General features: G+C 58.4%; 19 protein-coding genes. 9 read left to right on the top strand and 10 right to left on the bottom strand.

What is annotated here, in order from left to right; all coding sequences use genetic code 11:
- The first annotated feature begins 107 nt into the window (after window positions 1-107).
- Window positions 108-578 (top strand): prevent-host-death protein, encoded by a 471-nt coding sequence (locus I6I94_RS08655; RefSeq protein ID WP_201620619.1) that lies wholly within the window; start codon window positions 108-110, stop codon window positions 576-578.
- Window positions 578-919: a hypothetical protein gene (locus tag I6I94_RS08650; RefSeq protein WP_126854763.1), complete on the top strand. Its 342-nt coding sequence runs from the start codon at window positions 578-580 to the stop codon at window positions 917-919. The genes I6I94_RS08655 and I6I94_RS08650 overlap by 1 nt, the downstream gene beginning before the upstream one ends.
- 72 nt (window positions 920-991) lie before the next feature.
- On the opposite strand, the gene I6I94_RS08645 is transcribed toward I6I94_RS08650, so the two are convergent.
- Window positions 992-2362 (bottom strand): SseB family protein, encoded by a 1371-nt coding sequence (locus I6I94_RS08645; protein ID WP_023133151.1) that lies wholly within the window; start codon window positions 2360-2362, stop codon window positions 992-994.
- A gap of 242 nt (window positions 2363-2604) precedes the next feature.
- On the opposite strand from I6I94_RS08645, the gene I6I94_RS08640 reads away from it, so the two are divergent.
- Together I6I94_RS08640 and rarD are read left to right on the top strand one after the other, a co-directional pair.
- Window positions 2605-4098 carry a DUF6882 domain-containing protein gene (locus I6I94_RS08640; protein ID WP_128088088.1) on the top strand — a complete coding sequence of 498 codons (1494 nt, stop codon included), beginning with the start codon at window positions 2605-2607 and terminating at the stop codon, window positions 4096-4098.
- A 343-nt stretch (window positions 4099-4441) separates the two neighbouring features.
- On the top strand, window positions 4442-5404 hold the full coding sequence (rarD, locus tag I6I94_RS08635) for an EamA family transporter RarD (RefSeq protein ID WP_236588848.1): 963 nt from the start codon (window positions 4442-4444) through the stop codon (window positions 5402-5404).
- Between the two features lie 268 nt (window positions 5405-5672).
- On the opposite strand, the gene I6I94_RS08630 is transcribed toward rarD, so the two are convergent.
- The 4 genes from I6I94_RS08630 to I6I94_RS08615 all read right to left on the bottom strand — a co-directional run bounded on the left by I6I94_RS08630 (window position 5673) and on the right by I6I94_RS08615 (window position 9594).
- Complete coding sequence (locus tag I6I94_RS08630) at window positions 5673-5837, bottom strand: methionine/alanine import family NSS transporter small subunit (RefSeq protein WP_128088089.1); 165 nt, start codon at window positions 5835-5837, stop codon at window positions 5673-5675.
- Window positions 5837-7447, bottom strand: a complete 1611-nt coding sequence (locus I6I94_RS08625) for a sodium-dependent transporter (RefSeq protein WP_128088090.1) — start codon at window positions 7445-7447, stop codon at window positions 5837-5839. Before I6I94_RS08625 ends, I6I94_RS08630 begins: the two co-directional genes overlap by 1 nt.
- A 255-nt stretch (window positions 7448-7702) precedes the next feature.
- Window positions 7703-8725, bottom strand: coding sequence for a polyprenyl synthetase family protein (locus tag I6I94_RS08620; protein ID WP_051122011.1), 1023 nt, complete (start codon window positions 8723-8725; stop codon window positions 7703-7705).
- 146 nt (window positions 8726-8871) lie between these two features.
- Entirely contained in the window at window positions 8872-9594 is a 723-nt protein-coding gene (locus I6I94_RS08615; protein WP_037236810.1) for a demethylmenaquinone methyltransferase, read from the bottom strand.
- Window positions 9595-9912: 318 nt separating this feature from the next.
- Between I6I94_RS08615 and I6I94_RS08610 the strand changes: the two genes are divergently transcribed.
- The 3 genes from I6I94_RS08610 to I6I94_RS08600 are packed head-to-tail and all read left to right on the top strand — an operon-like array spanning window position 9913 to window position 12437.
- Window positions 9913-10731, top strand: a complete 819-nt coding sequence (locus tag I6I94_RS08610; protein ID WP_201620618.1) for an ABC transporter substrate-binding protein — start codon at window positions 9913-9915, stop codon at window positions 10729-10731.
- Window positions 10732-10787: 56 nt separating this feature from the next.
- Window positions 10788-11594 carry an amino acid ABC transporter permease gene (locus I6I94_RS08605; protein WP_128088091.1) on the top strand — a complete coding sequence of 269 codons (807 nt, stop codon included), beginning with the start codon at window positions 10788-10790 and terminating at the stop codon, window positions 11592-11594.
- 21 nt (window positions 11595-11615) lie between these two features.
- Window positions 11616-12437: an amino acid ABC transporter ATP-binding protein gene (locus tag I6I94_RS08600; RefSeq protein ID WP_128088092.1), complete on the top strand. Its 822-nt coding sequence runs from the start codon at window positions 11616-11618 to the stop codon at window positions 12435-12437.
- 99 nt (window positions 12438-12536) lie between these two features.
- Here I6I94_RS08600 and I6I94_RS08595 read toward each other — a convergent pair whose 3' ends face one another.
- The 4 genes from I6I94_RS08595 to I6I94_RS08580 all read right to left on the bottom strand — a co-directional run bounded on the left by I6I94_RS08595 (window position 12537) and on the right by I6I94_RS08580 (window position 16490).
- On the bottom strand, window positions 12537-13517 hold the full coding sequence (locus I6I94_RS08595; protein WP_201620617.1) for a helix-turn-helix domain-containing protein: 981 nt from the start codon (window positions 13515-13517) through the stop codon (window positions 12537-12539).
- A 39-nt stretch (window positions 13518-13556) separates the two neighbouring features.
- On the bottom strand, window positions 13557-14372 hold the full coding sequence (locus I6I94_RS08590) for an oxidoreductase (RefSeq protein WP_201620616.1): 816 nt from the start codon (window positions 14370-14372) through the stop codon (window positions 13557-13559).
- 262 nt (window positions 14373-14634) lie between these two features.
- Window positions 14635-15012 carry a cupin domain-containing protein gene (locus tag I6I94_RS08585; protein ID WP_006887793.1) on the bottom strand — a complete coding sequence of 126 codons (378 nt, stop codon included), beginning with the start codon at window positions 15010-15012 and terminating at the stop codon, window positions 14635-14637.
- Window positions 15013-15188: 176 nt separating this feature from the next.
- Window positions 15189-16490 (bottom strand): phosphatase PAP2 family protein, encoded by a 1302-nt coding sequence (locus I6I94_RS08580; protein ID WP_201620615.1) that lies wholly within the window; start codon window positions 16488-16490, stop codon window positions 15189-15191.
- A gap of 148 nt (window positions 16491-16638) precedes the next feature.
- On the opposite strand from I6I94_RS08580, the gene I6I94_RS08575 reads away from it, so the two are divergent.
- Both I6I94_RS08575 and menD read left to right on the top strand, forming a co-directional pair.
- The gene (locus tag I6I94_RS08575; RefSeq protein ID WP_236588846.1) at window positions 16639-17760 is read left to right on the top strand and encodes an o-succinylbenzoate synthase; all 1122 of its coding nucleotides are present in this window, start codon (window positions 16639-16641) and stop codon (window positions 17758-17760) included.
- Between the two features lie 47 nt (window positions 17761-17807).
- Window positions 17808-19655 (top strand): 2-succinyl-5-enolpyruvyl-6-hydroxy-3-cyclohexene-1-carboxylic-acid synthase, encoded by a 1848-nt coding sequence (gene menD, locus I6I94_RS08570; RefSeq protein ID WP_201620614.1) that lies wholly within the window; start codon window positions 17808-17810, stop codon window positions 19653-19655.
- Window positions 19656-19702: 47 nt separating this feature from the next.
- On the opposite strand, the gene I6I94_RS08565 is transcribed toward menD, so the two are convergent.
- The gene (locus I6I94_RS08565; RefSeq protein WP_201620613.1) at window positions 19703-20608 is read right to left on the bottom strand and encodes an MBL fold metallo-hydrolase; all 906 of its coding nucleotides are present in this window, start codon (window positions 20606-20608) and stop codon (window positions 19703-19705) included.
- Window positions 20609-20839 lie beyond the last annotated feature (231 nt).

Here is a 20839-nt window from a genome sequence, read left to right as displayed (position 1 = left end):
TGAGGTGGGGTCACCGGCCCTGAGCCTTTTAAAACCAGCAAAACCTACATATGAAAAAGTTCTGAACTTTTCATGAAAAGATTCTGTTGTTCTGCTACGGTTGGTATATGACGACGAAGAACCACATCCACTCTCTGATGTCTTATCAGGAAGTTACCTCCTCTGACTTGAGCCGTAATTCCAAAGCTGCATTTATGTTGGCGTCGCAGCATCCGGTTCGTGTCGTGCGTCGTGATGGGGAGAATTATGTACTCATGACGGAGCAAGAAGAGCATAAACGGCACATACTTTCCGAGTACGCCGCGCAAATTCTTGCTGCCACTACCCGTTCTGCGGGGTCGCTGGAAGATAATTTGGTTGATGTTTTTCCGTGGATATATTTTCTTGCCGCTGAAGACAAGGCCCAGTGCGCCCAAGACATCGTTAATAGCGCACGAGACGCGCTAACCGGCGGGTCTATCGATTTCTTCCTGACTGAAATTGAGAGCTGGAAAGAAAGTGCCTACGCACGCAAACATGGCTTGTTCCAGGACCCCATTGACTGGCTTAATGAGCCTATCCGGGTGGAGCGCCCCTAATGGCTAAGAAATCCAGAGTCCCACGGCCTACAAAGAAATATGAGTATGAGCTCTTTTTCGGGACTCATGATGCCTCCAAAAAATGGCGTGACCTCGTTGCCACCTTGCGAAACCCTATGGTTGATGCGTGGGATTTTCTCACTCAAACGCCACTGAAACATACTCAACGAAGCTACCCTTTGAAAGGTAAGGAAGCCACTATTGTGCATCAAGGTGCTGCTCACACCTTATGGCAATATAAGCCAACCTTGGGCGGCAGCGCCAGAATATGGTACTACGTTGAGGATCAATCGGTCTATATAGTCGCGGTACACACGCACCATCCCAACGAAACCAAATAGGAGTAAAGATTCGTGCCCGCCACCGGAGTTCGGTAGCGGGCACGCTTATATTTTGCAGAGGCAAATATTTGGCTATATGTTTACCGCTGCCTCGCTCATTGCCTCTTTCTGCATGTTCTCCTGTTCCTGGGTGATGTCCAGGAGCTCACGGATCTGTTTCAGGCTCAGCGTGGTGCTGGGGTTAAACAGGTTGATCTGCACGCTCTTCGCACCGTCCGAGATGGCGAACTTGAGCACTTCCAGGGCGTGGGCTGCGCGCACCGTAATCTTCGGGTCGATTGCGGCCACCTCAATGGGCGAGGTGAACACCAGCATACTCTTTGGTTTGCCGTTCTCGTCCGGGGCGTAGAAGGGCCGGCTCATCGGGTCGTTCGGGTCAACAGCCACCAGAAGCATTGAGTTCGGGGCCACCAGGGAGCCGAGAAGCTGCTGCATATTATCGTTCATCAGCGCCATCTTCGCCCCGTCGTTACGGGGAGCGCCCACAACCCACTCCACCTGGGCGCGCTCAATGTAGCACTCGTGGTCGCTGCCGGGGTCGATCACGATCAGGTCCAGGTCCTCGTTACTGAGGAAGTCCATGAGGATCTTCATTGCGGGCTCACGCAGGATCAGCTCATCGCCTTCACGGGATTTATCGTAGCCGGGGCTGCCCAGAATGTACTCCGAGGATGAGAAGACGCTCAGCGCCTGAGTATTCTGGTCGTGGCGAATCACCTGGTAACGCAGCTGGGATTCGGGGCCGATTTCAAGCTGCCCCTGGGGCACAACGGTGGAGCCGGTAGCATCGACCAGCACGTCCCCGCCCACAAGGGTTCGCACCACGTTAATGAGTGTCTCTTCGCGAACATCATTCTTGAAAACGTCAAGGGCGTGCACAAGGTAACTGTTTGGCACCTCGTGCTCTTCTTTGCCTTCCCGCGTGAACTCTTCAAGGTCTTTGCGGTCGGCGCGGCCACCCAGACGCTCGTAGGCCCATTCGGGCACGAACTTGCGGGCGCGCGGGAATTGGCGCAGGTGCTCACGCACGTCTACCGCCGTCAGCCCGCCTTCACCTTTCCAGCTTTCGGGCTCAATATCGCGTTTGTAGGATGCCCCAACGCTGAACTGCGGGTTGGGCCAGTTCATGGCGGCAACCACGATTGAGGCGGTGAAGAAAGTACCGCGCACATCGTCGTAGGCTGCCTGCTGCAGCTTACGGATCTCCTCAATGACGGGAGAGTCTTCCTTAAGAGGCCCGATCGTTCCGATGAACTCTTGGTCGTCACGGAACTCGCGCACACGCACGAACGTCTGTTCGGCGAGCGGTTTAATGTCCAGAATCAGCTCGTTCCAGCCGGGTTCTGCACGCACCACATCAAGCAGCCAGCTGCCGATGTTGTTCAGGGCCTCCTGCACTCTGACTGCTCGGCGTGCAGGTTGAGTTGATTGAATCTGTAGCATACGTTCGTTTTCTTTGTTCCTCTTAGGCGGTGGTGAGCTAGTGCCGAGTGTATGAGTTGAGCGCGGCGTCCTATCTCCACCCATTTTAGCGAAAATAACAACCGGATATGCGACGATTTCGCTCTCAAGGTGCACAGATGCGGGTAAAAACGCTGGGTTATCAAGAATATTTCTAAATTCACGAAGCGAAATAACGGTTTTGAGGTGCTTATTTAGTGCGAAAGGTTGCTAACCTTAAGTACATGACAAATTCTCTGCAGGAACTGATCGACGCGTCAATCTTTATCTCGACCGAGTACCAGGCTCGTGTGGCCGAACTGGTGGGAGCGGCGCAATGGGATGTTGATTTTACGGCTCAGTCGTTAAGTTTTGAGACCACTCCCCCGGTCTCACTTCGACCTTACCTGCTGGGTACCGAATCTGAAAACCGGGGAACCTGGGTGTGGTCGTGGCAGCAGTTGGGGTATTTCCCGGACGCTGTGGTCTCTGCTGCGGTGCAGGCACGAGAAGCCGGCGAGAAAAAGTCCCTGACAGAGCTAAGCACCGACGAAATTCCGCTTTCTGATTCGCTGGCGCGACGCCTGACCCTAGCGTCAAAGACTGTGACCGGCCTCTACGCGCACTACCCCCTACCCGCTGGTGCCGGGGTGCGCGCCTGGACCCTGCTTGACGGGGATGAGCTGGTGCTGCCGGAGCCAACCATGAAACGTGTGGGCCGCGTTATCGCTCAAACCCTGCAGGGTGAGAATATTGTTAATCAGGTTCTTGCAGTCGATTCATACGCGAAACAGCGCGGTTTCCACATCGCTTGGGATACCGAGGCAACCGCTGTACTGACTCTCACCGACGGGGCATTGCGCCTATGGTTTGATGAGGGCCGCATGAGCGGCATTGAAGAAGCCAAACCCCAGGTGGGCCCGGAGGTGCTGGCGAAATGTTTGTCCCAGGCGGCTGAGCATCGCGCTGCGCTGGCACAAGCACGCGAAAGCCTTGAGAAAGTGGCTGCCGCCGAGGCCCAGCAGCAAAACGCTGAACGTGAGCAGCAGGCCGCGCAGAAGGCTGCTGCCCGTGCTGAGGCTGAACGGGCCGAACAGCAGGAGCGGGCCGAAGCTGAACGCGCGGCAGAACGCGCCAAGGTAGAACGTGAACAGGCTGAACGCGCAGAACGCGAGAAGATGGCAGCCCAGAAAGCCGAACGTGAAGCGGCTCAGAAAGCCAAGGCTGAGCGGGAGAAAGCTGAGCGTGAACAGGCCAAGGCTGAGCGTGAGAAGGTTACGGGCGTCTCGACCACCGAGCACCTGTACCCGGATACCGAGGCACCCTTCGATCAGGACCCGCGCGAAGATTCCGAGCACGGCACCGTGACCACCTCCACCCTACCCGCAGGGGCGTACCGCGATGGGGAGGCCGAGGATGCTTACGAGGCTGAGACCGTGGATCTTCAGGTGCACGAAGACGAGGTTCACACCGGCGTCACCGAGGTTGTTGAGGTGCAAGAGGAGCATACCGAAATCAGCATTGATGAAGAGCTGATCCACGTACCGGAGGAAGAGCTGGAGCACCCCGAGCAGGAGCCGGAGGAGCTGCCCGAGCCTCTAGAACCTGAACATACCGAGCCTGAACACGTCGAGCCGGAGGAGCACGAACCGGAGTACCCCGAGCCGGTACAGCAGGAGCACAAAACCGACGAAGAGGGCAAGAAGAAGGGCTTCTTCTCGCGGTTCTTCGGGCTCTAAATTCCGTAACCGCCGGTTATTGCGGCGCGGAAACAATACGCGGTACGCCGCCTTGCACACCCGCAAGGCGGCGTATTTTTTGCTGCGAACCCGCTGGCGTCTATCCCCCTGCCACCTTGACGCCGCCAGCGGACCCGCAGTTTACGGCCCAGCGGCTGCCACATATCTGGGGAGGGGCGCTCACGATACAGAGCCACGCCGCATAATATGCTCACAGCAGGCGTGGTACGGGTACCCGGTGATAGGTATAGTGGAAAACGTGTCCCGCGGGCCGCATCATGCTTCACCGCAGGGCTGTAACCGCACAACCACCCCACTGTCCCACTGTAGATAAGGAGCCGCATTGGCAGCAGATAACCGCGCCCCATCACATATGCGCACCGGACTTTTCTACGCGATCATTACCTACCTGATGTGGGGTATGCTGCCGCTGTATTTCAATCTCATGGCGGATGCCTCCCCCGTTGAAATTGTGGCCTCACGCGTGGTTTTCTCCCTGATTTTCTGCGCGGCACTGCTACCGATGCTGAAGCTGACCGGCGGGTTCGTTGAGGTGCTGAGGAATAGGCGGGCCACGCTCGTGCTGTTTGCAGCGTCCCTGCTGATTGGGGTGAACTGGTTTATTTACGTGCTTGCCACCACCACGGGGCGCACGATTGATGCCTCCCTGGGGTATTTCATTAACCCGCTGGTGTCGGTGAGTTTGGGCGTGATTTTCCTGAAGGAGCGGCTGCGGGTGGCGCAGTGGGTGGCTGTGGGACTCTCGGCGGTGGCCGTGCTGATCATGAGCGTCGTGTATGGGCAGGTGCCGTTCATCGGGTTGGGCCTGGCGTTTAGTTTCGGCATTTATGGGCTTCTTAAAAGCCGGGTTGGCGGCACGGTTGCGCCGGTGGTTTCGTTGTCCCTGGAGACGCTGCTGCTCATTCCTGTTGCCCTGCTGGCGCTGGTGTGGGTGCAGGGTACGGGGCAGTCCACAATGTTCACCACGCCGGGGCGGTTTTTGCTGTTGGCCTCCACGGGGGTGGTGACGGCGGTGCCGCTCATAGCGTTTGCGGCGGCGGCTAAACGCTTGCCGCTGACGGTGATCGGGATGGTGCAGTATGTGGGGCCGAGCATCCAGTTTTTCTTGGCGGTGTTCGTGCTGAAAGACCATATTGGCGCCGAGAAATGGCTGGGGCTGAGCATCATTTGGGTGGCGCTGGTGATTTTCACGGCCGATGCGGTGCGGGCTTCACGTACCTCGCGTCTTTCGCGCACGGCAGACCCCGAGACCGGTATGGTACCTATTGTGCAGCGCGAGGAATAAAAGCTCACCGAACTATTGCATCAATGAATAAATCCTGGGCGCACCGAATATGGTGAAAAATTATTGGTAAATTTATTGATTAGCGCATAAATGACGACAGAAGATTATGGCCTGTGAATGTAGTTTATAATGCCCATTTTATGCGAAGCTTTCAATATTTTACGGACTATAAAATTATGCACGCCACCCATTGTTTTATGAGTGGCGTGCACAATTTATGTATTTATATTCTTTTAGTTTTACATCCTAGCAAGGTGCGGAGCACCCGTTACGATGCGGCGGATGTTCCCTCGGTACCCGAACGTGCGGGGACCTCATCAGAGTCGCCGGTATCGGTTTCGGGGTGCTTGTACAGGTTCAGCAGCGCGAACCCCAGACCGCCCCAGATAATGAGGATTGCCACGATCATCATAGCGATAGCTGCACCGCTCATTATGCCTCCTCGCCCTGTGCTTTTGCGTGTGCTTTCCGCGCGGCGTCGTCCACATGCGTGTGGGCGAGTTTACCGCCGATAATGGGCGGTGCCGGGGGTTCTTCGGCGGCGCGTGACTTATGCGACCATGGCAGGAATGAAATCACGACGGAGCCGATGAGGAGGAATGCCACCATGCCCCAGCCGAAGATCAGAAGCAGTTCCGCCGGGTACCCCTCATAAGGTTTAAAAAGGGACGTGAAGAACGTGGATATTAGGCTGTAACCCAGGATCAGCGGGGTAACTACCGCCAGAAGAATCATCCAGAGCCATCCCACCTTGAAGGAGGAGACGGAGTTCAGGTGATCCCGCAGGGTCGGCAGGGCCCGCACACAGTAGACGACCACAACAATGGAGGTCAGACCGGCAGCCAGAATACCGAAGTTATTCACGAAGTTATCGAGAATATCCAGCACGTACAGGCCGGATGAGGTGGGCATCAGCAGGGTCGAGATAATCGCCAACGGGATAATCACGATCATGGTCGAGATCAGGCGTGACGTACCGGCTTTATCCTGCACACCGGCGATAATGACCTCAAGAATCGAGATGAACGAGGTGAACCCGGCGAACAGCAGGGAGCCGAAGAACAGGAACCCGATGAGCGCCCCCGCCGGCGCCTGGGAAATAATGGTGGGGAAGGCGATGAAAGCCAAGCCGGTGCCTTCTTCGACAACTTTGCCTACGGCGACGCCCTGTGCCTGTGCCATGAAGCCCAGCGCAGCGAACACACCGATACCCGCCAGCAGCTCAAACCCGGAGTTGGCGAAGCCCACGACGGTGCCCGAGCCGGTTAGGTCGGTCTTGGGCTTCAGGTAGGAGGCGTAGGTGACCATAATGCCGAAGCCGATGGAGAGCGAGAAGAAGATCTGCCCGTAGGCTGCAACCCAGACCTGGCCGTTAGCCAGTGCTCCCCAGTCGGGGCTGAACAGGGTGTTCAGACCGGTCATCGCCCCGGGCAGGGTGAGTGAGTACGCCACCAGCCCCACGAACATCAGGATCAGCAGGGGCATAAACACCACGTTGGCGGCGCCCACACCTTTTTGCACGCCCAGCGCCATAATGACGATCAGGGAAAGCCACACCAACACGAGCGGAATGAGAATGCCGGGGTTAAAGTCGAGCGAAAGCTGCGGCTTCCCCACTTTCAGGAAGTCCTTCATGAAGAAGGTTTTCGCGTCGTCGCCCCATTCTTGGTTGAACGAGAAAATCATGTACCGCACCGACCAGGCGATAATCGCGGCATAGTAGATGGCGATCACCGAGTTAATGCCCATATGCCACCAGCCGATGAACTCGGTTTTGCGGTTGAGACGGCGGAACGCCAGCGGGGACGATGCGCGCCCGCGGTGGCCGATTGCGTAGTCGAAGAAGAGGAAGGTGACCCCGGCCGTCAGCAGCGCCACAATGTAGGGGATCATAAAGGCGCCACCGCCGTTTTTATAGGCTGCAGCAGGGAAACGCCAGATATTGCCCAGCCCCACAGCTGAGCCGATGGCGGCGAACAGGAAGACTCTGCGGCTTGAGAATCCTTCACGTTTCGCCGGGGTTTTAGCAGGAGTTGCTCCCATGGTTTGGTATACCTCGGTCTAGATGTTCACGTGTGCACATTTGCACGGCAAAAGGCGCCCCTCGCGCCGGTAAGGTGCGGGGTGCGGTGCCGATATCGGGATGCACGCTGGTTGCGGCGTGTCTCCTTCGTCGATGCCGCCGGTACCGGGTATGACCGGGAGCATAACTCTAAAAGGTTTACAGTATTTAATGCGTGCGGTCAATGTGCTTGGGCCTGCATGCCTCGCTTTAAGGTTGTGAGCTTAACCCTATAGTTACCCTTCACGATGCACCACGGCGTGGGCGAATGAGGTGAGGGCAGCTTTCGCGGTGCTTTCAGGCAGGGGCGCGAGCGCCGCAATCGCACGGTCAGCCCATTCGTAGGCGATCCGCCACGCTTGCTCTGTGACCGGGTGCGCGGCGAGCGCGGACACGGCGGCCCCCAACGCCTCATCAGTACTGAGGTCGGTGTCAATGAGGGCACGCACTTCACGGGCGGATTCGTCCCCGGCTGCGGCGGCCCGGTCAAGCAGGATGGTGGGCAGGGTGGGCACGCCTTCGCGCAGGTCGGTGCCGCGTGTTTTGCCGGAGGAGGCGCCGTCGCTGACAATATCGATCACATCATCGGCGAGCTGGAAGGCCACGCCCACGAGTTCACCGTAGCGGGCCATGATCTGCACGGTCTCTTCGCTTGCCCCCGACAGCAGGGAGCCGTACTCCCCCGCCGCGGCGATGAGCGAGCCTGTTTTGCCTTCAATGACGGCAATGTAGTGGTCAAGAATGTCTTGGTGTTCGCGTGGGCCGGTTGTTTCGTACAGCTGCCCCAGCACGAGGCGTTCAAAGGTTTGCGCCTGAATTTTCATGGGGCGGGTGCCCAGCTCTGAGACGAGCAGTGAGGCGCGGGAGAAGATAAGATCGCCGGTGAGGATGGCGACGGAGTTGCCCCAGATGGTTTGTGCGGTGTCTACTCCGCGGCGTTTGGGGGCTTCGTCCATCACGTCGTCATGGTAGAGGGTTGCCAGATGGGTGAGCTCGACAACCACCGCAGCCTCAGTCACCTCGTCGTTAATCTGTCCGTCCACGGCGGCAGCGAGCAGGGTCAGCAGCGGGCGCACGCGTTTACCTCCGGCGAGTAACAGGTGGCGTGAGGCAACATCCGCAAGCTTATCGGTTTGGGCGATGGCTTCTCCCAGGCGCTCTTCGATACGCGCTAAGGAGGTGAGAATACGCGGCCCAAGCTCGGGGTCTGCCGCGATGAGTTCGAACCCGGCGGGCAGAGTAAAGTCATCTGCCGCCATGAATTCGGTTGCCGCGATGGGCTGTTCTGTGTTGCTTGCGCTCACTGTGCCTTCTCTTATTGATGCTGTGCGTTTGGTGCCGGGTGAGTGGGTGCGCCAAGGTGCAGTGGTCTGCTGACTTGGCCGTAGTATACATTTTGGACTATTTAGTTAGGCTCTGCGAGTTTGAAGCCGCGGTGGATGGCAACGATTCCGCCGGAGAGGTTGCGGTATTTGACGTCTCGCCAGCCTGCGCGCGCGAATTCTTGGGCAAGGTCACGCTGGTTAGGCCAGGCGATAATCGACTCCGCAAGGTATTCGTAGGATTCAGGGTTTGAGGAGATAGCGCGCGCTACTGGCGGTATTGCCTGCATAATGTACTTTTTATATACCTTACCGAATGGGGCGAAGGTGGGGGTGGAAAATTCGAGGACGACGATGCGCCCGCCGGGTTTGGTGACTCGGTACAGTTCGCGCAAGGCCTTTGGGTAGTCAGCCACGTTGCGCAGCCCGTAGGACATGGTGACCGCGTCGAAGGTGCTGTCGCTGAAGGGGAGGTTGGTGACGTCAGCCTGCACGAACGTCATATCGGGGCGGCGTTTGCGTCCGACCTCCAGCATCCCTTCGGAGAGATCTGCGGCGATAACATCTACCCCGGCGTCGGCGAAAGGCTCGGAGGATGTGCCGGTTCCGGCGGCAACGTCGAGTATTTTCTGGCCGGGGTGCGCCTCGACGGCGGCGACGGTGTGTTTGCGCCAGCGCAGGTGTTGCCCCAGTGACAGGATGCCGTTCATGAGGTCGTAGCGGTGCGCGACGGTGTCGAACATGGCGGCGATGTCGCCGGTTTTTTTATCGAGGCTCGCGCGGCTTCTGGCGGAGTTGCGGGGCATGGGGTTCTTTTCTGTGGTGCTCACGCCTTCAATTGTGGCATGTTCTACCGCCGGTGGATAGTTGGACACTTTCTGTAAGGAGGCGGGGTGCGTGGGGTGCGGGGGTGTTTTCACCCTTTGACGGCGCGAAACTCATGAATATTCACTGCCTTCGGAGGCACTTGTTCCCCGCCATTTCGGGCGTGTATGCGCATTCAGAATATTCATATCCTGTATTTTCAGTAATTTTATGAATATTTATTATATTACTTGCATTCTTTATCGTTTGGGTGCAGACTAGAGAAAGCCCGATAAACGTCATACACCTACGGAGAGACCATGACCACCGCTACCAAGAAAACCCTCGCGCTTTTCGCTCTCGCCCCCCTGCTGTTGAGCGGATGCGTCTCAACCGAAAGCTCCGGCTCCGGCGGAGGCAGCGTTAACCTCATCAAATCCGACACCCTCAGCGTGTGCACCAACACCCCCTACAAGCCTTTCGAATACGAAGAAAACGGCAAAGTGATCGGGCTGGATGCAGACATTGCCGAAGCTATCGCCAAGGATCTTGGCGTCAAGGCGCAGCTGACCTCCATTAGTTTCGAGGGCCTTGACTCCGGTACCGGCCTCACCAGCGGCCAGTGCGATATTGCCCTAGCAGGTATTAGCGTCACCGACGCCCGGAAATCCAAGATGGCCTTCAGCAACGTCTACTTTGAAGACAAACAGGCAATCCTGGTTCCCAAAGACTCAAAGATCAGCTCTGCCGCTGACCTCAAAGGCGCTAAAGTAGGGGCCCAGCAGGCCACCAGCGGTGAAGAATACGCCAAGAACCAGGGCGCAGACGTCACCCAGTATGAGGACACCTCCCTCATGATCTCAGCCCTTGAAACCGGTAAGGTGCAGGCCGTATCAGCAAACCTCTCCGTTATCTCTGAGGCCCTCAAGGCCAACCCCTCACTGAAGATCGCCTACGAAACCTCCGAAGGGGCCGACGAAATCGCCGCAGCCGTATCCCCCACCAACACCGCCCTGCTGGAGAAAGCCAACCAGAGCATCGACAAGCTCAAGAACAGCGGCGAACTCAATAAGCTCAAAGAAAAGTGGGTGGGGACTTCTTCCACCTCAAGCACCGCCGCCACGGCCCCCAAGAGCTAAAGCTCCCAGCACAAGCGTCACAACAACGCACAGCCCCACACGATACGAACAGATAGATGGCACAGACAAAGCTCTCACCCCGCAAAAAACAGGCGATATTTCGGTACACCCAGTACGCGCTGCTCGCAGTCATTGCGATTATTGCGCTCGTCATGGCCGACTGGAATACGCTCACCAAACAGGTTTTTAACCTTGATATTGCCGCCAAACAGTTCCCCGGCATCATTACCGTCGCGCTGAAAAATACGCTCATTTACACGGCGCTCGGCTTCGCTGTGGGCCTCTCAGGCGGGCTGCTGCTGGCGCTCATGCGTATCTCGTCCATCGCACCCTATCGGTGGCTCGCCACCCTGTACGTCGAGATCTTCCGGGGTATTCCCGCCCTGCTGGTCTTCTTCGCATTCGGTTACGGCATTCCTCTGGCGTTTAAAATCCGGTTTGTGGATAACCTCATCCCGGTTACGCTTTCTTTGGGCGTGGTCTCAGCCGCGTACATTAGCGAGGTGCTGCGGGCCGGTCTTCAAGCGGTGCCGAAAGGCCAGTATGAGGCAGCCCGGTCGCTGGGCATGTCCCACACCCGGGCGATGGTCTCCATCACCGTGCCGCAGGCATTCCGCATTGTGCTGCCGCCGCTGACGAACGAGGTTATTCTGCTCACCAAGGATTCCTCACTCGTGTACCTGCTGGGCGTGACAGTCTCCCAGTATGAGCTGGCGAAATTCGGGCGTGAAGGCATCACCGCTGGGGGTGCCGGGCTCACCCCGCTGGTGGTCGCGGGCCTATGCTACCTCATTATTACGGTGCCGCTGGGGCAGCTTTCGGCCTACTTTGAGAAGCGCACCCAGGCACGTTCACGCAAGTAACCGGTGAAGGAGAACATTACGATGACTGAGACGATGAAGCCGGCACCGGCATCCGTGAGCATTAAGGGCCTCAATAAGTCCTACGGCAAACTACAGGTACTCAAAGGTATTGATATTGAGGTGGAACCGGGTGAGGTGGTGTGCCTGATCGGCCCTTCCGGTTCAGGCAAATCAACTCTGCTGCGGTGCGTGAACCTGCTTGAAGAGCCTCAGGGCGGAACCATCACCGTAGGTCACACCGAAGTCACCGACCCGGATGTGGATATTAACGCGGTGCGCACCCGCATGGGCATGGTGTTCCAGCAGTTCAACCTGTTCGGGCACCTGAGCGTACTCGATAACTGCACCATTGCCCAGGTAAAAGTACTGGGGCGCAGCAAGGCAACCGCTGAGCAGGTGGCGCGCGAGCAGCTGGCGAAGGTGGGGCTTGCCGGTAAGGAAAACAGCCTGCCGAGCCAGCTCTCAGGCGGGCAGCAGCAGCGTGTGGCTATCGCCCGGGCGCTCTCCATGAATCCCGAGCTGATGCTGTTTGATGAGCCCACTAGTGCCCTCGACCCCGAAATGGTCGGCGATGTGCTCGGCATTATGCGTGAGCTGGCCGATGAGGGGATGACCATGCTCGTGGTCACCCACGAGATGGCGTTCGCCCGGGACGTGGCCGACCGTGTGGTTTTCATGGCTGACGGCGTGGTGGTAGAGGAAGGCCCCGCCGAGCAGGTGATTGGCAACCCGCAGCATGAGCGTACCAAGACTTTCTTAGCGCGTGTGCTGGATCCCACCCACGTTGCTCAAGCGCAGCAGGACACTGCCAAGGATGCGTCCACCGCACAAGCCAAGGGGTAAATACTCCCCCCCCCCCCAGGCAGCCGGTACGCACCCGCCAGGTATGACGTTAAAGAGTGAGGCGGCAAACAGGTAAAACCCGTTTGCCGTCCCACTTTGCTATGAACCGTTCACCGTGTTTGTGGTATTTTCCTGGGACGACAGCTGATCGCGGTACTGACCCGGGGTGAGACCCGTCCATTTTTTAAATGCCCTCGTGAACGAACTAACCTCCGTATATCCAGAGAGCAGCGCCACATCCTGCAGGCCCGCCGCCGGGTTTTTCAGATAGGAGCACGCCAGTTCGCTTTGCGCCTGAGAGCATTCATGCTGGTAGCTGGTTCCGGCCTGTTGAAGCTCACGCTGTAAGGTTCGTCCGCTCACGCCCAGATGGGATGAGAGCTTCTCCAGACTGTACGAGCCGCTGGGTATCATCCGTAAAAGTTCAGCGCGCACACTTTGTACTACCCCGTAGTGACGCTCAGAAGCAGCGATTTTTTCGTCAAGTACCGGTTCTAGGTACTCCCACATGACGTTATTCGCTTTCCGAAAGGGCAGCAGCAGATCGGCAGCTGCGAATACCAGTGAGTTGCAGCTGGCCGCACGCGGGGCAACACCAAAAAATTCGGTGTATTCTGCGGAGTACTCAAACGGTGCCTCCACGAACAGGGGCACAATATACCGCCCCGTCCCAGTACGCATAAGGGTCAGCAGAATAACTTGCTCTAAAAGGACCCCGCTGCGGGGAAGCGCCCGTTCAGCACCCGCAAACGCAAATTCGACACGGCACCGGTTCTTCTCATGCGTGGTGTGCATGTCGATAGGGGCCGTGAGTTTTTTGTACCGCTCAAACCGGGCTAGCCCCTCCCACCCGTTATCGGCTGCGAGCGCCCCAAAAATCGCTGGAACCCACTGTTTGAGACTGCTCTGAGTGCCCAGCTTCAGTAATTCCTTATCGGGAATTGTTGTATCTATGGTACGCAGAAAATCGAGGTACTGGCTGGGGTTTAGGGTGATGTCTTCGCCGGTGGCCAGTGCCCTGCGGCAGGAGGCGGGAAGGAAATCTTCGGGTTCTATGCCGTAGCTTTTCAGGTAGGGCATGATGCTTCCCGGCAAGGTTATGTGTTCCACGGCGGGCACCTAGATGAAGCGGCGAACGATCGTATCGAAGGTGCGAGCGGGCAGAACTGTGTGCATCAGAACTGCGGGTTTTGCCATGAAACCGATGAGGTAACGGGTCTTGGGCTTTTTTGCTTCGATGGCGTGGGTGATCGCCTTGGAAATAATAGCGGGGTCAGACAGCGACTTTGAGGAATAGAGGCGGCGCATATTCTCGGCGGTCTTACGGGCGATACTCTCGTAGGCGCCGCCCTTGGCCGATTCTTCCAGTTTGTCGGCAGCGATCATACCCCAGTCAGTTTTGATACCACCGGGCTCGATAATGGAGACCTGAATGCCGAAGTCGGAGGTTTCCATGCGCAGCGCATCGCTGAAGGCTTCGAAGGCGTACTTGGTGGCGTGGTACCAGGCGCCCATGAAGGTGGTGAGGCGCCCACCCATTGAAGAGACGTTAATAATGCGCCCGGAGCACTGCGCGCGCATATGCGGCAGGACAAGCTGCGTGAGTCGTGCCAGCCCAAAGAGATTTACCTCGAACTGGTTGCGTGCCTCGTCAAGGGTAACATCCTCGATCGCACCGTAGGAGCCGTACCCCGCGTTATTAACAAGAGCGTCGATGCGCCCCTGCTTGGTAATAATGGTCTCTACAGCCTTCTTGATGGAGTCTTCGTCAGTAATGTCCAGCTGAAGCGGAATGATACCGAAGGGCCGAAGTTCTTCAAGCTTCTCCACGCGGCGTGCGGCACCGTAGACTGTGTGCCCTGCGGCTGCAAGATCTTTAGCGGTGTCGTAGCCGATACCTGAACTTGCGCCGGTGAGCAGAATAACCTGGGACATTTTTCTCCTTGTATGGGTTGTCTTATGCGTTTTTTATCCGGTTGTATTACCAGCATAGAAAAAACATCATTAGCAATTCGCGCCATACGGTTAGCAGTTTACGCCAGATTATGTATCGCTCCCCTACACACCGCAGATGGTCATACCCCCAGTTAAACAGTGGCGCCCCGGTTTCCAGCAACCGGGGCGCCTCCGCGCTTAAAGGAGTGAATCGAAGAGAGTGAATACTGTTGAGTGAAAGCCTGCGGGCGGGGTGGGTCCGCTAAATTTCATCGAATTCAACAGTGGGTTTCGCATCAGGATGCGACTCACCGGTGAGCATAGTAACCATGAGCGTGGAATCCTCCAGCGCCGTGAGCGAATGCAGCAGGTCCGCCGTCACGTGAATCGGCTTACCGGGCACCAGAATCACGCTCTGGCCTTTCACCCGGAAATCAATCTTGCCTTTCAGGGCCTGCACAACCACCGGGTGCACACTGTGGTGCTCATGCCACGACTGCCCGGCGGCAAGCTCCATGAGGATAAGGTTCCCCCCATCAGCGTCAATAAGCTTCTTAGCCTGCGGCTTATCCTCAAAGGGGGTAAGCTGCTCGGTGAGCTGCGGGAAGATGATGACGCGACCTTCGTGGGTGCCTGCCATGGGTTTACCTTTCGTCGTGTGCGACGGTATTTCTTACGGGGATAGGCTTTGAGCCCGCCCTCTAAAACACCAATATCGCATGTACAGTGCCAATATTACGCCTCGGTTTTCCACCCCGCAAAATGCTTTCCATCACAAGTATTATGCCCTGTGGAGGCGTGAAAAACCGCAGAAAACTAGTACGACCACACCTTGGTGTACGCCGGACGCGGCCGGTTACGCGGGCGCAGCAACCCAATCAGTGCAGCCGCGCACCCGGTGCCAACAGCCAACACCATACTGGTGGATGCCACAAACACCCCGCCCGGCAAAGACGACACCGAAACAATCAGGTACAGCACCACCGAGCAGAACCCCAAGAACAGGGTCGCAATCGTCAGAAGCGGCACAATCACCGAGCCAATTGTTCGTTTACCGCCCCTGAACTCTGAGCGGCGGAAATACCGCAGCACCATCAGCCCGATCACCGTCCAAAACGCGGTCACAAAGATAGCGCTCACCACATCCCCCGGGCGGTGCCAGTTATTAATCATGGTCGCCATACCCGTCAGGCAGGTCGCCAACGACCCCAACACCGCAACCGCCGGGCGGAGCGAACGCGGGGCCGCCAAGAAAATAGCCGCACCTGCGGCCGCCGCCAAAGTGGTATGTCCGCTAGGGGCCGAGTTCAGCACCGCCTCCTGAACACCGTAGTTGGGTTTCACCAAAGTATTCTTCAGCAACTGCGTACTCACAGTTGCCGCAGCAGCCGTGAACACGCCCACCACCGCCGACACGAAATGATGCTTCCATATCAGCACCAGCACCAGCCCCACCACGGCCAACGCCACCACCACATACGGCAGGTTATCGAGAGCCTTTAAGGTGGGGCCCTCATAGCCACTGAACTGCTTACCGTATTCGTTCAGGGCGTCCTCATCAAGCTGCTGCCCACGGTAGGTGCCCACAAAAAAATAAAGGCTGGCAACAGCACCCACCGCAAACACGAACAATGCAAAAAGATGCTGCAGAATAATGCGTGTACCAGGCCGCCCGGTATCGGCGTACCCCTCAGGGGCGGCACCGGGCGCCTGCGGCGGAGCCCCATAAGCCACATACCCGGCCGGACCACCGTACTGCGCATTCGGAGGGTACTGCTGGGGGGCCTGAGCATACTGAGGACTTGAAGAAAACTGGGGATCCGCACTATAGGGAAGATGCTCCGTAGGGTCAGCATCATAGGCGCCAGCCGAACGAGACGCCGCAGGGTACCCCTGAGCGGGTGTAGGCGGCGAGTGCGGATCAGGCACATGCGGCATCTGCGCCGTACCGGAGGCGCTGCTACGCCGCTGGTACGGATTACGGGTTGCGCCTATCGTCTCTTCTTCAGCACCTAAAACTTCGGTAGCCTCGGGCACCTCGCCCAAGGGAATCGTTGAATCATCAGGCGCGGTGGAGTCATGAGCCGAGGCGGTATGTGCCGTACTGCGTTTTGCCATGGTGTCCTCCCGGATCAATCGTCAGTACCGCCGCATCTGGGCATTATCAGTCCTAACTATCTCAGGTTAAGCTATGAAAAAGAATAAAATTCTCAACCCAAAGCTGGGAGTTTGCAGGGAATACCCACCCGTGCTAGAGGAGGTCACTGTGCCGTTTTCCCGCGCCGCATCAACACACCACGACGGTTCCAACAGCCCCGGTATCACCCCTTACGGGTTCGTCTCTGAGGGAACACCGCTGCCCCCACTCGAAAAAATCCTTAACACCGCACACATTATGAGCGTGGGGATGCGCGTCAAATTCCGAGGGGTCACCACCCGGCACAGCGCCCTCATCCACGGCCCCTACGGCTGGGGCGAATTCGCCCCCTTCCCAGAATACGACGACGCCGAAGCCGCGCACTGGTTATCCAGCGCCCTAGAGGCAGCCTACCTGCCACCCACCGTAACAGTACGCGAACAGGTGCCGGTCAACGCCACCCTCCCCGCCGTACCCGCCCACCGCGTGCCCGACGTGCTTACCAACTACAACGGCGACATACAGGAACTAAAAATTAAAGTCGCCGAACGCGGACAGACCCTTGACGACGACATCGCCAGGGTCGCCGCCGCCCGCACCGCCCTGCCCAACGCCCGCCTCAAAATAGACGCAAACGCCGGGTGGACACTACCGCAGGCCTTCACAGCACTCACAGCCCTGAGCGACTACAACCTGCTGTACGCCGAACAGCCTGTAGGGAGCATTAACGACATGAAGCAGCTGCGCACCCAGCTCGACAATGCGCAGGTTCCGGTTCTCATCGCCGCAGACGAACTCGTACGCAAAGCTGATGACCCGCTCACCGTGGCGCGGGCGCACGCCGCCGACCTGATCGTTGTCAAAGCGGCACCGTTGGGCGGGGTGCGGCGCGCATCCGCTGTCATCGCACAGTCCGGGCTGCCAGCCGTCATCTCCTCCGCACTCGAAACCTCGGTGGGTATCGCAACGGGTGTGCACCTGGCCGCGTCCCTGCCCGAACTGCCCTACGGGTGCGGGCTGGGAACGGTCTCACTCCTGAACACCGATGTGAGCAGCACCCCCCTTGTGGCCGAAAACGGCCGCATACCGGTGCGGCCCGCAGCCCCCGAGGAGGCACGGCTGAAGGCGCTCGCCGCAGACCACTCCACACGCGCATGGTGGCTAGAACGCATCGAACGGTGCTGGCGGCTGCTGCACCGCGGATATGCCACAGCCGATGCCCGGCACGGCCAAGAGACTATGGGCGACTAAGGGCACACACAGTCCCACCGTCAGCGAGGCAGCATTAGAATAGTCTGGTGACTGAAAACCGCACACCACTCTCTATGCTCAGCGCCATCTCTGTACTTGATTCGCTCATCCGCGCCGGGATGCGCCACATCGTTCTCTCCCCCGGTTCACGCAGCGCGCCGCTGGCGTATGCGGTGGCTGCCGCCGAAACTGCGGGCGCGATCGTGGCGCACGTGCGGGTTGATGAACGCACCGCAGGGTTCACCGCGCTTGGTATTGCGAAAGCATCCGGGCGGCCGGTGGGGCTGGTATGCACCTCGGGCACGGCACTGGGTGAGTATGTTCCGGCGGTCATGGAGGCGTACCATACGGGGGTTCCGTTGGCCATTATCAGCGCCGACAGGCCCGAAAAGCTGCGGGGTACAGGGGCCAACCAGACCACTTTTCAGCACAACTTGTATGGGCGTTTTGTGCGCGCATCCGCAGATCTGACCCGCTACCCCGAACAGTCCGAAGGGGAACAAACTCAGGCGTTTAAACGGTGCCTGGCGGCTCTGACCGGCAGGGATGCGCACAACTGGTCACGGGCCAGCGACGAGCCGCTGGGCCCCGCCCATATTAACCTGTGCCTCGACTCGCCGCTGGTGCCGGACGAGCAGACCGCGCGCATCCTGCCGCAGTGGGCGGCTTCACTGACCGAACACACTGACTACGCCGCCGAGGCTCGGCAGCTGGCGGAGCACTTAGGGACAGCCCCCCATGAGGGCCCTGGCACTCTCACAGCGCTGAGCCCCATTGAGGCCGGGTGGCTGGTGCAACACAAAACAGCCCAAGCCGAGGCCGCCTGCGGCGCCCCGCTGCTTGATGCCCCGCAAGCCCCCAAAACGGTGGTGGTCGCGGGGGACGGGGCCGGCCCGTTCGCCGCAGAGTTCGCATCTGCTTTGAACCTGCCGCTTTTTGCGGAGCCCTCTTCCGGTGCGCGCGGTGGGCGCACCTCCATCCCCCACTATGTTGAGCTACTCGGCATGGACGCACGCAGTGAGTTAGGGGCGCAGATTGAACGGGTGGTACTTTTTGGGCATCCCACGCTCTCACGGCCAATCAGTGCCCTGCTGGGGCGGGAAAGCATCCCGCAGGCGTACTACGCGCCGCGTAAAGCCAGCTGGTATGAGCCGGGAGCACGCGCCGCGCAAGAAATAGATTTTCCTGCCGATGCAGCTATTTTTGCGCTTAAAGGCGCTGCCGCCAGCAGCGCCGAATGGCTAGAGCAGTGGACCGACGCAGGCACCGCACAATATGCCGAAAACCAGCGCAGAATAGCGCAGTACCGTTCACAGAGCGCACCCCACCAGGCAGAACATGCCGACCCTGCGGATCGTACCGCCGGGCAGGCCCTAGCGCACCGCCTCTGGGTACAATGCGCCTCCGATCATCATGCTCTCGTTGTGGGGTCGTCGAATCTGGTGCGGGACCTTGATAGGGCCGCGCCAGCACTGGGTGAGGCGGGCCCTGCACGCGTGTATGCAAACCGTGGGCTGGCCGGTATTGACGGTACGGTTGCTACCGCTATCGGCATTTCCTTAGCCGGCTACTACCCCACCGGCACCGGCACGGTGGGGGGTGCCGCATCACCGGTACGGTTATTGTGCGGCGACCTGACCTTTCAGCACGACGTGGCGGCGCTTAACCTGCCCGTCACCGAGCTGCTGCCGAACCTTGAGGTGCATGTTTTTGATGATTCGGGTGGCAGTATCTTCAGCACCCTAGAGCACGGCGAACTCGCCCGGCAGGAACAATTTGCCCGCACAGTAGACCGGTTCTTTACGGTGCGCGCCGCCGAGAACACCGATTTAGAGGCCATGGCCGCCGGGTTCGGCACCGCCTCCGGGGTGCGCGTGAGCATTCACCGCCCCTAACCGGCCCACCCTGGGGCGGGCCGCAGCGGGCGGGCTGCCAGAGTATACTACCGCTGCCCCGAATGCGCCTTACCGATCGTAATCGGCCCGGTAAAGCCGCTCGCATCCGGCTGGGCTGCGGCATCGCTACCGCCGTCAAGGAATGCCAGCCGGTCCAGCAGAATGCGGGTGGTACCCGGCGAGTAGGGCAGCTGGAACATTGAGGCCGTGGTGGAGGGGTTGCTCTGGTCAATCGCGGAGGTGCGAATCGCTTCAATAGCGGCCTCCATAGTGTCTCGGGCACGCACCACAAAATCCCGGTCAACCGGCTCGCCACGGCCGGGAACGTAGATGCTGTACCTGTCAAGCTCAGTCAGCGCCCCGATAGTCTCTACCCAGCGGTCGGGGTACGAATCGTCAAAGGAGGGGTCGGTGCCCTGTTCCAGCAGGCCGCCCGCGAATAGCACATCTTCAACACCCACCAGCAGGTCGCCTTTGGTGTGTCCCTGACCCAGGTAGATGAGGGTTGCAGAGCGCTCCCCCAACTCAACGGGGGTGAACGTAATGCCTTCACCGTTATGGGCGGTGAGTTTATTCGGCACGATAATATCGGTAGCCGGGCCTTGGTGGTGCGCCATTTCAGGTTCTAAGGTCTCAACATAGGGCCGCTGCGATTCGCCGTATTTTTCGATAGCCCGCACGGTACGCGGGTGCGCCCAGAAATCCTCCACACCCATGGCCACGAAAACATCGTTGCCGAAGAAACGCTCGTAGTGGGCGTGAGTGTTAACCACGGTAATAGGCAGTCGGGTTAGGCGGCGCACTTCATCATATATTTCGGTGCCTTGACGGGGGCCAGCGCCGGTATCGATCACCAGGGCGGCCTCAAGGCCGAGGATAAGTCCTGTATTTAGACGATAGTTATCCGTTGCAATACGGTACACGCCGTCAGCTAGTTCGATAGTTTGTGCCATAGTTAAACGGTACTTGACCGGGCTAGTTTTTGCGCGAATATGCTGTATTAAGGTTTCGTAACATTTTCTAATGTTCCATTGTGTGCTCCGGTTTTTGTGCCGTTAACCTCACGTTTCTTTTTCTCTGAACTACCGTCGAGCCCACACATGTCGCAGTCTTTTTATATTGCGCTAGATCACATATTTATCCCTATTGAAAGTGTTCACCACAGCATATATTCGGTACTGTAA

Origin of the sequence: Rothia aeria, assembly GCF_016726365.1 — a bacterium.
GTDB lineage: Bacteria > Actinomycetota > Actinomycetes > Actinomycetales > Micrococcaceae > Rothia > Rothia aeria.
This window is presented reverse-complemented; position numbering and strand designations above follow the sequence as displayed.

Coding starts and splice junctions, on each gene's coding strand:
- I6I94_RS08630 (WP_128088089.1), bottom strand. CDS start 5,837: ATGAGCGGTGCAGCTATCGCTATGATGATCGTGGCAATCCTCATTATC.
- I6I94_RS08595 (WP_201620617.1), bottom strand. CDS start 13,517: ATGCCCTACCTGAAAAGCTACGGCATAGAACCCGAAGATTTCCTTCCC.
- I6I94_RS08565 (WP_201620613.1), bottom strand. CDS start 20,608: ATGGCACAAACTATCGAACTAGCTGACGGCGTGTACCGTATTGCAACG.
- I6I94_RS08655 (WP_201620619.1), top strand. CDS start 108: ATGACGACGAAGAACCACATCCACTCTCTGATGTCTTATCAGGAAGTT.
- I6I94_RS08625 (WP_128088090.1), bottom strand. CDS start 7,447: ATGGGAGCAACTCCTGCTAAAACCCCGGCGAAACGTGAAGGATTCTCA.
- I6I94_RS08640 (WP_128088088.1), top strand. CDS start 2,605: ATGACAAATTCTCTGCAGGAACTGATCGACGCGTCAATCTTTATCTCG.
- I6I94_RS08600 (WP_128088092.1), top strand. CDS start 11,616: ATGACTGAGACGATGAAGCCGGCACCGGCATCCGTGAGCATTAAGGGC.
- I6I94_RS08610 (WP_201620618.1), top strand. CDS start 9,913: ATGACCACCGCTACCAAGAAAACCCTCGCGCTTTTCGCTCTCGCCCCC.
- I6I94_RS08620 (WP_051122011.1), bottom strand. CDS start 8,725: ATGGCGGCAGATGACTTTACTCTGCCCGCCGGGTTCGAACTCATCGCG.
- I6I94_RS08580 (WP_201620615.1), bottom strand. CDS start 16,490: ATGGCAAAACGCAGTACGGCACATACCGCCTCGGCTCATGACTCCACC.
- I6I94_RS08605 (WP_128088091.1), top strand. CDS start 10,788: ATGGCACAGACAAAGCTCTCACCCCGCAAAAAACAGGCGATATTTCGG.
- I6I94_RS08645 (WP_023133151.1), bottom strand. CDS start 2,362: ATGCTACAGATTCAATCAACTCAACCTGCACGCCGAGCAGTCAGAGTG.
- I6I94_RS08615 (WP_037236810.1), bottom strand. CDS start 9,594: ATGCCCCGCAACTCCGCCAGAAGCCGCGCGAGCCTCGATAAAAAAACC.
- I6I94_RS08585 (WP_006887793.1), bottom strand. CDS start 15,012: ATGGCAGGCACCCACGAAGGTCGCGTCATCATCTTCCCGCAGCTCACC.
- I6I94_RS08650 (WP_126854763.1), top strand. CDS start 578: ATGGCTAAGAAATCCAGAGTCCCACGGCCTACAAAGAAATATGAGTAT.
- I6I94_RS08590 (WP_201620616.1), bottom strand. CDS start 14,372: ATGTCCCAGGTTATTCTGCTCACCGGCGCAAGTTCAGGTATCGGCTAC.